12 protein-coding genes are annotated in these 12,330 nt (G+C 52.7%); all 12 read right to left on the reverse strand.

Annotated features, from left to right (window positions below; genetic code table 11):
* Positions 1–80: 80 nt before the first annotated feature.
* On the reverse strand, positions 81–536 hold the full coding sequence (locus tag B2067_RS10860) for a hypothetical protein (RefSeq protein ID WP_301376552.1): 456 nt from the start codon (positions 534–536) through the stop codon (positions 81–83).
* Positions 537–546: 10 nt separating this feature from the next.
* Positions 547–1,200: a methyltransferase family protein gene (locus B2067_RS10865; RefSeq protein WP_301388457.1), complete on the reverse strand. Its 654-nt coding sequence runs from the start codon at positions 1,198–1,200 to the stop codon at positions 547–549.
* Positions 1,201–1,226: 26 nt separating this feature from the next.
* Positions 1,227–1,541: a DUF2933 domain-containing protein gene (locus B2067_RS10870; protein ID WP_068437602.1), complete on the reverse strand. Its 315-nt coding sequence runs from the start codon at positions 1,539–1,541 to the stop codon at positions 1,227–1,229.
* 8 nt (positions 1,542–1,549) lie between these two features.
* Positions 1,550–1,888 (reverse strand): P-II family nitrogen regulator, encoded by a 339-nt coding sequence (locus tag B2067_RS10875; RefSeq protein ID WP_068437605.1) that lies wholly within the window; start codon positions 1,886–1,888, stop codon positions 1,550–1,552.
* 37 nt (positions 1,889–1,925) lie between these two features.
* Positions 1,926–2,279, reverse strand: coding sequence for a cupredoxin domain-containing protein (locus B2067_RS10880; RefSeq protein ID WP_301388459.1), 354 nt, complete (start codon positions 2,277–2,279; stop codon positions 1,926–1,928).
* Between the two features lie 37 nt (positions 2,280–2,316).
* On the reverse strand, positions 2,317–4,662 hold the full coding sequence (locus tag B2067_RS10885; RefSeq protein ID WP_286839846.1) for a heavy metal translocating P-type ATPase: 2,346 nt from the start codon (positions 4,660–4,662) through the stop codon (positions 2,317–2,319).
* A gap of 30 nt (positions 4,663–4,692) precedes the next feature.
* On the reverse strand, positions 4,693–5,013 hold the full coding sequence (locus B2067_RS10890; RefSeq protein ID WP_068437611.1) for a heavy-metal-associated domain-containing protein: 321 nt from the start codon (positions 5,011–5,013) through the stop codon (positions 4,693–4,695).
* 2 nt (positions 5,014–5,015) lie between these two features.
* A complete protein-coding gene (locus B2067_RS10895; protein WP_068437614.1) occupies positions 5,016–5,426 on the reverse strand; it encodes a MerR family transcriptional regulator in 411 nt (136 codons plus the stop codon).
* 307 nt (positions 5,427–5,733) lie between these two features.
* Entirely contained in the window at positions 5,734–8,844 is a 3,111-nt protein-coding gene (locus B2067_RS10900; protein ID WP_301376553.1) for an efflux RND transporter permease subunit, read from the reverse strand.
* The gene (locus tag B2067_RS10905; RefSeq protein WP_301376554.1) at positions 8,841–10,526 is read right to left on the reverse strand and encodes an efflux RND transporter periplasmic adaptor subunit; all 1,686 of its coding nucleotides are present in this window, start codon (positions 10,524–10,526) and stop codon (positions 8,841–8,843) included. The genes B2067_RS10900 and B2067_RS10905 overlap by 4 nt, the downstream gene beginning before the upstream one ends.
* Entirely contained in the window at positions 10,523–11,932 is a 1,410-nt protein-coding gene (locus B2067_RS10910) for a TolC family protein (protein ID WP_301388462.1), read from the reverse strand. The genes B2067_RS10905 and B2067_RS10910 overlap by 4 nt, the downstream gene beginning before the upstream one ends.
* 11 nt (positions 11,933–11,943) lie before the next feature.
* Positions 11,944–12,330, reverse strand: a 387-nt coding sequence (locus B2067_RS10915; protein ID WP_301388464.1) for a DUF411 domain-containing protein, incomplete at its 5' end; no start/stop codon positions are given.

Raw genomic sequence — 12,330 nt, forward strand, 5'->3', positions numbered from 1 at the left:
TGTCTGGTGACAAATCCCGGGTTAATGCCTGATCGATGTTCGCTCATCGGCCCTGTACCTTTCTTAAATAATCCAACAACTTATTTTTTGTGTTTATGCACCGGTGATTTTTTCGTCTCTGATTCATGGTCCATCATTTGCCCCATCATTTTTTGCATCATCCCCATGTGTTTTTCCATCATATCCATACGTTTTGTGATATCCATTTTGTCCATTTTCTTACCGCCTTTCATGCCGTTCCCCATATTCATCATCTGCATACCTTCTTGCATAGTTTGCATATGCTCATTCATTAATTGTTGACGTTTTTCTGGGTCGGTTTCGGTTTTGATTTCTGACATCAGGGCATGCATTTTTTTCATATGATCATGCATCGCCATCATCTGATCATGATTCATCATCCCCATCATCATGCCATTGTTAGCGCCTTGGTTTTTATCACCGTGATCATGCGCATTTTCTGCAAATACTGGTGAAGCTATTGCCGTAGCAATAACGACGGCGGAAATCATAGTTCTGATAGAATTACGTTTCATTGGTATATCCTCAATAGTTTGAAGCGGCTTTATCGGTAGAAAATTTAGGTACCCACCCTGGGGTCGACTCCATATAGCGAAGATACACGTCGCCAAATTCCTCAATCGCCATACGCTCTTCACGCTTGGCCAGTCGTACATAGACAACGACCAATATCGGGAACATGACCAATGTCGGCAGGGTCGGCCACTGCAACAGAAAGCCAAACATAATCATGATAAAAGCAATGTATTGCGGGTGACGGCAGCGGGCATACCAACCAGTGGTCGCCAGGGAGTGAGTTTGTTGCGCTTTGTGGAGCACGTTCCACGCCGACGCGAGCAGAAAGAAGCCGAGCATGATTAGTACATTGCTGGCAATATGCAGCGGATCAAAGTGCGGATCACCTTCAAACCCGAGCATGGTGTGCAGTAAATGGCCATTTTCATGGGAGAGGAAGTCCACTCCTGGGTACTTTTCCGCCAGCCATCCAGACAGAAAATATATCGTCAGCGGAAATCCATACATCTCGGTAAAGAGCGCAATAATGAACGCAGAGAAAGCCCCAAAACTGCGCCAGTCGGTTTTTGTTTGTGGCTTGGCAAAACTGAAGGCAAAGAAAATAAATATTGCCGAATTCAGTATCACCAGTGTCCAGAGACCATAAGCTGAATCACCGTGCATTTGTCGTTCTCCTGTTTTCTACCGGGTCAATGGTGGTGCCGATGTTCGCTATCCCGGCGCCCATCTTCTAATCCACGCTGGTAAGCATCTTGATCTGACTCACCCTCATGCTGATGGCCTTCTCCCTGGCGCTGATGGCTCCCACCATGCCCCCCGTGGCCACCATGACCTCCATGCATGAAAAGATGCATAAAAGGACATGCCAGCAAAATCAGAAAAGGTAAAAACTGCCAGACATGCTGGCGGTGTTCGATCAGCAGAAAATACGTGGCAGCACCAATTAGGCCCAATGCCGCCAGTCCTTTGGGTGTTAACCAGAATGATGTTTTTTGCGTTGCCATATCACACCTCACGGATGAAATTGAAAATCGCTGTCTATCGCACTGCGTTTATCATGAATCCAAAGCAAGTCATTCACCGGAATAATACAAACCAGCCCTTCGCTATCGGCATTGACGTGCGCCGTTTCTACAATCAGTTGCGCGATGTTATTTGCATGCTCTGACCTGGCGTAAATCTCCATTTGAATGTGCTTAATCAAATGATTCTCGTTGAAGCTGTCGAAGTATTCTCCACGACCGCGAACCGGATGCAGGGTGAAGCCTTTAACCCCATGCCTAATCAGTGCTTCTTCTACGTCCTTCAAACGAAATTCGTCAAAAATGGCGGTCACTTTTTGAATATTCATACTGATATCAATCCTTACTTTCTTTGTTGAACATTCTCTAATTCACCGTGAGCTGACCGCGATACATCTGCATCTGACAATGAAAGGCGTATTCACCAGATTTCAGTGCAGGTAGTTGTATGGACTTCAGTTTATTGAGGGGCAAGGTGTCACTGATTTGCAGTTCGGGAATCAGTAACGTTTCTGAGCAGGGTGATTCATCTTTACGTATGAACTTCAGCTCAACCGGCTCACCCGCAGGCACTTTAATTCGGGAGGGTGAATAGGTGCCATTTTCCACGGTAATCACCAGATCATTTTCACCCAGCTCTGCCTCTTTGGGCTTGTACAACCAAAACCACCATATAATGAGCGCGATCACAACAACGCCAATACTATTAATGATTAACATGTCCACTCTCCTAAACAAGTTTCTGACGAAATAGCCATTAGTGCTCCTGCGCTTTGAACAAGCGCAGTCGGTTGGCATTGGTGACGACCGTGAGCGACGAAAATGCCATTGCGGCACCCGCAATCACAGGGTTCATAAGTACCCCAAGCAAGGGGTAAAGAATACCTGCGGCAACCGGAACACCCGCCACGTTGTAAATAAACGCACCGAACAGGTTCTGTTTGATGTTACGTAATGTGGCCTTGCTCACCGCAATGGCATCGGCAAGCCCATGCAGCGATCCGCGCATCAAGGTGATATCGGCACTCTCTATGGCCACGTCGGTGCCCGTACCGATGGCGAAACCCACATTGGCAATTGCCAACGCTGGCGCGTCGTTGATGCCATCGCCTGTCATGCCGACCACTTCACCTTCCATCTGCAGTTCCTGAACCTTTTTGGATTTGTCCTCCGGTAACACCTCGGCAAAGAACTCTTTAATGCCCGCCTTTTCGGCGACGGCTTTTGCCGTGGCGCGGTTGTCGCCGGTCAGCATGACAACGCGAATGCCGTTGTGCTGCAGTCGTTTAATGGCGGCAATAGAGTCTTCTTTGATGGGATCAGCCACCGCGATAATGGCGGAGAGCTTGTTATCCACGGCGAAATACATCGGCGTCTTAGCCTCGGCAGCCAGGCCCTGCGCTTTTTCAACAAAATCGCCGAGTTCGATATTGCGCTCTCGCATCAGTTTTTCATTGCCGAACAGCAACGTTTTGCCATCCACCTCAGCCTGCACACCGTGACCGGCGATGGCATTGAAATTGGAGACCTTCCCGGTTTCGATACCCTTCTCCTGGGCTGACTCGACAATCGCCAGCGCCAGCGGATGTTCAGAACCCGATTCGAGCGTGGCTGCCAGCTTCAGGATAGTGTTCTCGTCCTGCTCGCCAGCGACCAAAATATCGGTGACCTTCGGCGCCCCCAGGGTAATGGTGCCGGTTTTATCCAGAATCATCGCTGATATTTTCGATGCGGTTTGCAAGGCTTCGCCGTTGCGAATAAGGACACCCGCTTCTGCCGCTTTGCCCACACCCACCATCACCGACATGGGGGTTGCCAGACCCAACGCACAGGGACAGGCGATAATCAGTACCGTGGTGGCAGATACGATGGCAAACGCCACGGCTGGGTTCGGGCCAAAGTTGAGCCAGACCAACGCACTGGTGACGGCGATAATCATTACGACGGGTACAAAATACGCGGAAATCACATCGGCCAAACGACCAATAGGCGGCTTGGAATTCTGTGCGCGTTTGACCATGTTGATAATTTGCGCCAGGGCCGTGTCTTTGCCGACACGAGTGGCCTTAAACAGAATGGAGCCGGTTTTATTGATGGTGCCCGCTGCAACCGTGTCGCCCACGGCTTTTTCAACGGGCATGGGTTCACCCGTTAACATGGACTCGTCAATGGCGGTATGGCCTTCTATGACTTCACCATCCACAGGAATTTTTTCTCCCGGACGTACACGCACCACATCGTCCATGAGCACCTGTTCGATGGCGATATCCAGTTCCTTTTCGTCGCGTATGACTCTGGCTGTCTTAGCCTGCAGGCCGATCAGCCGTTTAATAGCTTCCGATGTGCGCCCGCGGGCTTTGAGCTCTAGGGCCAGGCCCAGATCGATCAGCCCGATAATGATCGCCGTGGCCTCAAAGTAAACATGGCGAGCTTGTTCTGGAACCGACTCGGGGAAAAATACGACCACCATGGAATACAGCCATGCGGTACCCGTACCCAGCGCAATCAAAGTGTCCATATTGGCAGAATGATTCAGGAAGGACTTCCAGGCGCCGACAAAAAAATGTTTTCCTGAGAAGTACAAAACGCCAAAGGTGAGTATGCCAACGATCAGCCAAGCGATCCGCTCGGTTGTGGTATTAACATTAACCTCCCCGGTAATCAGCGCATAGGCCATTAGCGGCCCACCCAGGGAAAGGGCTATCCAGGTTTCCTTCATCAGGCGTTTGTAATAAGCCTGATCCGCCTTTTCTTTTTCTGCGAGCGCATCATCTTCGCTCTCCGCAGCCGCAAGCTTCGCGTTGTAACCGGCTTTTTCCACCGCCTTTACCAGATCAGCAGCATCGGCATTGCCCGTCACACTCACAGTGCGCTGAGCGAAATTCATCTCGGCATTTTCTACACCGGACACCGCCTTTAGCGCCGACTCAATTTTTCCAACGCAACTGGCACAACCCGCACCTTCAATAATCAGTTCCTGAGGACCAGAGTTATTTCCTGAACTGTGGTGATTAGCCTTATGTGCATGATGATCATGAGGCGGAGTTGTCGTACCATCTTCATGGCAAGAGACACCGCCAGATTCCGTTTTAGTTGTACTCATACCCTACTCCCGGTTATTTCTTAAGAACTGTTATCGGATGACCGCCGCTGGAAAGCCAACGCCTTGCAATACTTCAACGAGATGATCTGCATCGACTGCACCAACAACTGAAGCGACACCGGTTGCCAGATCCATAGAGGCCTCACTGACCCCGGAAACGGATTTCAGAGTATGTTCTATACTTTTAACGCAACCACCACAGGTGGCTCCCTGCACTTGTAATTGGTGCAGGGGTTGCGATGATCTGCTAACACTGTTGGTATCAGGTGCCGCAGACGAAATGGATGACTTGCCCGCACAGCAACAGCCACTTTTACGTTGATTGGCGTTCGACGTTTGGTGTGTATTCATACTCATTCCTCCACGGTGAATTCTTCAATTAAATGGCAAAGCATATGACCTGTCGGAGCCTTGTCCGGTTTTTGGCTCCACTCCAATACGGCGCGTTGCATACGATCCCGCAGCCGTATCGTTTCTTTAAACTGCTGCTCAGTTTCATGTAATCTCTGATCAATCAAGCGTCTCACCGTCGGACAAGGAGATTTTTTCTTGTCAGCATGGGAAAGAATTTCCTGAATATCCTCGACCGAAAATCCCAACTGTCGGGCGCTTAACACAAACCGCAAACGCTTAACATCGTTGTCGCTGTATTCCCGATATCCATTGGCCTTGCTTTTGGTGGGATTCAGAATATTGATGTGGGTATAAAACCGTACCGTGTCTGCCGTAATGCCCAATAGCCTGGCAACCTCGATGACTTTCATGCCACCCTCCTCTTGATCCAGTCATGCCATCCTAAGCTTCCGCCGGGATCAGGACCTTGATCTGAGTCAATCACCGGTTATAAACCGAGGTTCTACACCTAGCTTTATAACCGTGCGCTGGAAAAGGTTATACACCTGTGTCATGGACACAGGTCAAGCAGTTTTAGCGTGCGGATTCATGCCATCTATTGGCTGTGTTAATGAGGGGAGACTGACACCTGGATGACCCCAACATTACACACCTGTAATGTTGGGGTAGATTATTTGATCCAGATCAACTCGAATGACATTTGGCCAGATCCCTTTCTCAGTGCTTTCTCCAAAGAAGGTAAACGGCTGGTAGCACGAGTAAAGTCAGAATTACCGCACTTAGCATCCCACCCACCATGGGCGCGGCAATACGACTCATGACCTCCGAACCGGTCCCTGTTCCGTACATTATCGGCAACAGCCCCACGATAATCGCGGCAGCCGTCATCATCACCGGACGCACCCGTAAGCCGGCACCGTGTAATACGGCGTGGCGCAGGGTTTCCAGGCGGGGTTCCACGCCCTCCTGCTCACACTCCTCCAGCATATGGCGATAAGCCTGGTTGAGATATACCAGCATGATGACGCCAATTTCCACCGCGACACCCGCCAACGCAATAAAGCCCACGCCTACGGCGACTGAGAAGTTGTAACCGAGCAGGTACATCAACCAGATTGAACCCACCATCGCCAGGGGCAGCGTGCCCATGATAATCGCGACTTCAGCAAAGCTGCGGAAGTTGAAATACAGCAGCACGATAATGATGGCTAGCGTCAGCGGCACCACGTAGATGAGCTTTTCCTTGGCTCGCAGCATGTATTCATACTGCCCTGACCAGTTCAGTGAATAGCCCGTTGGAAGCTCGACCTGATCGGCCACCACGGCCATGGCGTTCTGGACGTAACTGCCAAGATCCACCCCGTCGATATCGACAAAGGTCCAACCGTTGAGGCGAGCGTTTTCACTCTTGATGGCAGGCGGGCCATCTTCCACATAGACGTTCGCCACGTCCGCCAGGGCAATGCGTTGGCCGCTAGTTGTCACGATAGGCAACAGTGCCAGTTGCTCCGGGGAATTACGCAGATCCTGCGGGTAACGCAGATTCACCGGGTAGCGTTCCAGGCCTTCAATGGTTTGGGTGACGTTCATGCCGCCGATGGCGGTGGCCACCACCTGTTGCACATCGGCAATATTCAGCCCGTAGCGCGCGGCTTTTTCCCGTTGGATATCCACCTTGATATAGCGCCCACCGGCCACTCGTTCGGAATAAACCGAAGCCGTACCTGGAACATCCTTTAACACCTGCTCCAGGCGCCGCCCGATTTTTTCGATTTGTTTGAGGTCGGGCCCGGCCACTTTGATGCCCACCGGGGTTTTAATGCCGGTGGCCAACATATCGATACGGGTTTTGATCGGCATCACCCAGGCGTTAGTCAGGCCGGGAAATTTCACCAGCGCGTCCAGCTCTTTTTTGAGCGAGTCGGTGGTCATCCCCTCGCGCCATTCATCCCTCGGTTTGAGCTGGATAAACGTTTCGATCATGGTCAGCGGCGCCGGGTCGGTGGCGGTTTCTGCACGACCGATTTTGCCGAACACGCTTTTCACTTCCGGTACGGTGGCAATCAGCTTGTCCGTCTGCTGCAGAATCTCCCGGGCTTTACCAATGGACAGCCCGGGATAGGTGGTGGGCATATACATCAGATCACCCTCATCGAGCGGCGGGATAAATTCGCTGCCAATTTTGCTCACCGGCCAGAAGCCGATGACCGTCACCACCAAAGCCAAGGCCAAAGTGGTTTTGGGGTGGTTAAGCACCACTTTCAGCGCAGGCATGTAGACGGCAATCAAGGCCCGATTCAGCGGGTTTTTGTGCTCAGGCAAGACCTTGCCACGAATAAAATAACCCATCAGCACCGGCACCAGTGTCACCGCCAGTGCGGCACTAGCCGCCATGGCGTAAGTCTTGGTGAAGGCCAGAGGTGAAAACATCCGTCCCTCTTGCGCTTCCAGGGTAAACACCGGCACAAAGCTCACGGTGATGATCAGCAGGCTAAAAAACAGCGCGGGCCCCACTTCAGCCGCCGATTCCGCAACCACTTGCCAGCGATTTTCGTTGGTCAGGGGTGTGCGCTCCATGTGCTTGTGCATGTTCTCGATCATCACGATAGCGCCATCAATCATTGCCCCGATGGCAATAGCGATACCGCCCAAGGACATGATATTGGCGTTCAGCCCTTGCAGGTGCATAACGATAAAGGCGGTGAGAATACCGACGGGCAGACTGACGATGGCCACCAGGCTGGAGCGGATATGGAACAGAAATACCACACACACCAGGGCAACGACGATGAACTCCTCCAGCAACTTATGCCACAGGTTTTCAACGGCGCGTTCAATCAGTCCGGAACGGTCGTAAACCGTCACGATTTCCACACCTTCGGGAAGACCCGCCTTAAGGGTTTCCAGTTTGGCTTTCACACCGTCAATGGTTTTCTGGGCGTTTTCGCCAAAGCGCATCACCACGATGCCACCGACGGCTTCACCTTCGCCATTCAGCTCGGCAATACCCCGGCGCATCTGCGGACCTACATCGATATCCGCCACATCTTTCAGCAGCAGTGGTGTGCCCTTGACGTTGATACCTAAAGGAATATTGGCCAGATCCTCGCGCCCCTGGATATATCCGGAGGCACGTACCATGTATTCCGCCTCGGCCATTTCCACGACGGATGCGCCCACCTCCTGATTACCGCGCTGGATGGCCATCTGGATATGGGACAGCGGAATATTAAAGGCCCGCAATTTATCCGGGTGTACCTTGACCTGATACTGCTTCACCATGCCGCCCAGGGCAGAGACTTCCGACACGCCGGGCACGGTTTGCAGCTCGTATTTCAGGAACCAGTCCTGCAGGCTGCGCAACTGGCTGATATCGTGTTTACCAGTACGATCCACCAATGCGTACAGGTAAACCCAGCCGACACCGGTGGCGTCCGGCCCCAGTTGCGGTCGGGCGTTGGGCGGCAAGGTGGGTGCCACTTGTGACAGGTATTCCAACACCCGCGAGCGGGCCCAATAGGCATCGGTATCCTCGTCAAAAATAACGTAAACATAGGAGTCACCGAAGAAGGAATAGCCGCGCACGGTGACCGCACCTGGTACCGAGAGCATGGCGGTAGTCAGTGGATAGGTAACCTGATCTTCCACCACCTGTGGCGCCTGTCCGGGGTAGCTGGTTTTGATGATCACCTGCACGTCCGAGAGATCGGGTATCGCGTCCACCGGCGTGTTTTTCAGTGACCAGCCGCCAATCCCCACCAGTATCAGAGTGGCCAACAATACAAAAAACCGATTCTGGACAGACCAGCGGATAATGCCTTCGATCATGGCTTACCCTCCCCGTTGTGCTGACTGTGGTCCATATCCATCTGACTGTGATCCATATTCATCGAATCGTGGTCTGTCTCCATCGAATCGTTACCCATCTCCATGCCATCATGAGTCATGGATTGATGTTGGCCGTGATCCATTTCCATACCGTTGTGACTCATCGGCTGATCACCGTCGGAAATCGGCATGTCTTCGGTAGCAGCATCAGGTCGATGGATCTGGCTGATCACATAGTTGTTGTCGCCCTCTCTTGTAATTTCTACGTGAAGAGTCATGTCAGGCTGTAAACCTTGAAGGTCTACATTTTTAGAGGCGGTAAAATTCATGGTCATGGCCGGCCATTGCCAGTCATCGATGGCGTCATGCGCCAGCGTCAACATCCGGTGCTCGGTCATCAGGCTTTTAATACGTGCGCCGACCCAGACCGATGTGGGCACCGTAGTCTCAGCCTTATCATCCGAACCATGGTCCATGCGCCGAAAGTCCGAGGTTTTGCTGGACTCGGAATCAATCAGAAATTGTGCTGAGGTCACAATGCGGTCGCCCTCATCAAGCCCCGACATGATTTCCGCCTGATCATCAGTGATATGCCCAACCCGCACAGCAACGGATTTAAAACGGCCTTCGTCCTTGGCCAGCACAACACGGGATTGACTGCCGGTACGAATCAGCGCCTCACGGGGAATCAACAGAGTGTCGTCCATCGGTGCCGCCTCAATGCGCATCTGCGCAAACATACCCGGTTTCAGATAACCATCGGGATTGTGAAAATGCACTCTTACCTGAGCGGTGCGAGTCGTGGTGTTAAGGCTCGGGTAGACATAGTCGACCTGGCCCTGCCACTCACGCCCCGGTAAATAACCCAAATGCATCTGGACCTGATCGCCGACTTGCACCAGGGAAGCCTGTCGCTCAAAGACTTCACCAATCACCCAGATATGATCCAGCTGACCGATCGCCATGATTTCCATGCCGGGTTTTACAAACATGCCTTCGCGCGCCATGAGGTTATCCAGTACACCCGATTGCGGGGCTGTGATGGTGATGGTCTGGCTCACCTTGCCGGATTTCTTCAGTCGGTTGATTTCTGATTCTGGCACCTGAAGAGATGCCAGGCGCTCCTTAGCGGCGTCAATCAGCGTGGCGTTATTGCGCTTTAGTGCCAAGAGTAATTCCTCCTGCGCATTAACCAGGGTCGGTGAGTAAAGCGCATAGAGAGGTGCCCCCTGCTCCACCGGATCGCCAGATGCTTTGACGTAGAGTTTTTCGATCCAACCCTCCACCCGCGGGTGAATATGTATCAAGCGATCTTCATCGTATTGCACATAACCCACGGTATTGACGGAAACGTCCATCTGGCCTCGGGTAACGAGTGCCGTGCGTACGCCAAGGTTATTGACCACATCCGGTGATATTGTGACTGTGCCAATCTCCTCATCACCGCCGGCTTCTTCATACACCGGAATCAGGTCCATCCCCATGGGGGATTTACCCGGTTTATCACGCTTGTAATTGGGGTCCATCGGCGCGACCCAGTAGAGCGGTTCCTTTTTGGCTGTCGCCTTACCGCCCTCTCCCGCGTCTTGCATACGCCACAAGGCTGAATAGTGGGCGAGGGTTGCCGTCGCAATCAGCAAAGCAACGGTAATGAAAAATGATTTATTCAATTGCATCTTCATGGAGTCATTCCTTCCGTGCGGTTGCCGTTTGCTGCAGGAGACTGCTTTGCGCGGCTTTGCGGTAACAGCCCTGAGCGGTTTGGCGGTAACAGATAGTTCAGTTCGGCAATGGTTTTTAGCCGGTCGACCCTGATGGTCAGGAAATCGATCTTGGCGTTTAGCTCGGCGATACGGGCACGCACGGCTTCGGCAAAGTCACCATCGTCGTTGTTATAGGCAGTCAGGGCAGCTTCGGCCTGCTCTGCCATTTGCGGCAGTAGCTGCTGGTCGTAGAGTGTGCGGCGCTGATTCAGACGCTGGATTTGCACGAGCATTGTGTCCAGTTGCGCCATCAGTTTTCGCGCCATCAGTAGCTTGTCCGTTCGCAGCGCCTCGGCTCGGGAGGTGGCAGCACTAACGTCCTTATCCTGTCGATTACCCGTGAAAAGCGGCAGATCAAATGTGACACCGACCGAGAACAGATCGGCGCGATCCCGGCCCATGGGGTCATCGTCCCGATAGCCGTACTGGGCGGTGAGCCCCCACTCGGGCTTATACTTTTGCTGGGCCAATTCAACCCCGGTCTGCATAGCCTCGATACGCTGGTCAAAGGCCAATAACAGGGGATGCCGATTGATCTGTTCATAGAGCCAGCGATCATTGTGCGTCTGACCCATGGCTAAGGTTGGCTCATCACCCAATTTGCTGGATAAGGTCTGCGCCAATGGCAGACTGGCTTGACCGCCAATCCACTCGGACAGTCGCTGCTGGGCAGATTCAAGTTGTTGTCGCAACGCAGTCAGACGATCATCCAGCCGGGTGAGCTCCAGTTGTGCCCGGATAATATCCTGCTGGCGAGCGCGCCCCAATGCGGAGGAATAACTGGCTTTGGTTGCATCCACCAGATGTTCAAACAGCGCGCGATCCTGCTCAATTAAACGGATACTTTCCTGTGCCCGGTAGGCTTCCAGCCATAACTGAGTCACCGTCGCGGTCACCTTGTCCTGGCGATCCCGTCTGAGCAAGGGCTCCTGGGCCGCCAACTCCTGCTTTTGGCGGCTGGTTAGTTTCAGACTATCGCCGCGTGGAAACATCTGACTAACGCCCACAGTCAGCTGCGTCATCGGTTCCTGGTTGATATCGAAACTGTCGGTCGGGAAGTTAGCCGCCATCAGACTGACCTTAGGATCAGGCAGGGTTGAAGCGGAAATGGATTCACTGGCCAGTGCATCTTCCCGGTAACGACTGCCCTTCAGCCAGGGGTCGGAACCAATCGCCTGTGCAATCGCCGCTTCCAAAGTCAACGTACCAGCCTGGTCTTGATCCAGCTGTGTTTGGGCAAACTGTTCTTGGGCAACTTTTTCCTCGGCAAAAGCAGGAACCCCTACCAACAGGAACAATAATAAAAAACGCCTTTGAATGTTCATGGTGATACGTCCTATTGCTGATCGCGACTGTTCACTGAAGCAAACACTTCAGCAGAACCGTCCTTTTTAAGCAGCCACACCTGATAAGGCATAAACCTGTCGCCCATTTCCATCCCGGGGCTGCCCGCTGGCATGCCAGGCACGCTCAGGCCGATGGCACCCTGCGGTGGGTTTTCCAGAAACTGCTGCATGAAGCGCGCGGGAATATGACCTTCGAAGACATAGCCGTCACTCGTCACCGCCGTGTGGCAGGATTGGTATTCGGTGGCAATGCCATGCTCGTCTTTAACGCGATTCAAATCTGCCGGGTGGTGGATTTTGGTCTCAAAGCCGGAGTCTTCCATGTGCCGGACCCATTGCTGGCAGCACTGGCAGGGGCGGCTTTTGTAAACATCCAG

Origin of the sequence: Thalassolituus sp. UBA2590 (genome assembly GCF_002339775.1) — a bacterium.
Classification (GTDB): domain Bacteria; phylum Pseudomonadota; class Gammaproteobacteria; order Pseudomonadales; family Oceanobacteraceae; genus Thalassolituus.

Excerpts from the sequence above, each read along its gene's own strand:
- B2067_RS10910 (WP_301388462.1), bottom strand. The coding sequence starts at position 11,932 with ATGAACATTCAAAGGCGTTTTTTATTATTGTTCCTGTTGGTAGGGGTT.
- B2067_RS10895 (WP_068437614.1), bottom strand. The coding sequence starts at position 5,426 with ATGAAAGTCATCGAGGTTGCCAGGCTATTGGGCATTACGGCAGACACG.
- B2067_RS10860 (WP_301376552.1), bottom strand. The coding sequence starts at position 536 with ATGAAACGTAATTCTATCAGAACTATGATTTCCGCCGTCGTTATTGCT.
- B2067_RS10865 (WP_301388457.1), bottom strand. The coding sequence starts at position 1,200 with ATGCACGGTGATTCAGCTTATGGTCTCTGGACACTGGTGATACTGAAT.
- B2067_RS10880 (WP_301388459.1), bottom strand. The coding sequence starts at position 2,279 with ATGTTAATCATTAATAGTATTGGCGTTGTTGTGATCGCGCTCATTATA.
- B2067_RS10905 (WP_301376554.1), bottom strand. The coding sequence starts at position 10,526 with ATGAAGATGCAATTGAATAAATCATTTTTCATTACCGTTGCTTTGCTG.
- B2067_RS10885 (WP_286839846.1), bottom strand. The coding sequence starts at position 4,662 with ATGAGTACAACTAAAACGGAATCTGGCGGTGTCTCTTGCCATGAAGAT.
- B2067_RS10870 (WP_068437602.1), bottom strand. The coding sequence starts at position 1,541 with ATGGCAACGCAAAAAACATCATTCTGGTTAACACCCAAAGGACTGGCG.
- B2067_RS10900 (WP_301376553.1), bottom strand. The coding sequence starts at position 8,844 with ATGATCGAAGGCATTATCCGCTGGTCTGTCCAGAATCGGTTTTTTGTA.
- B2067_RS10875 (WP_068437605.1), bottom strand. The coding sequence starts at position 1,888 with ATGAATATTCAAAAAGTGACCGCCATTTTTGACGAATTTCGTTTGAAG.
- B2067_RS10890 (WP_068437611.1), bottom strand. The coding sequence starts at position 5,013 with ATGAATACACACCAAACGTCGAACGCCAATCAACGTAAAAGTGGCTGT.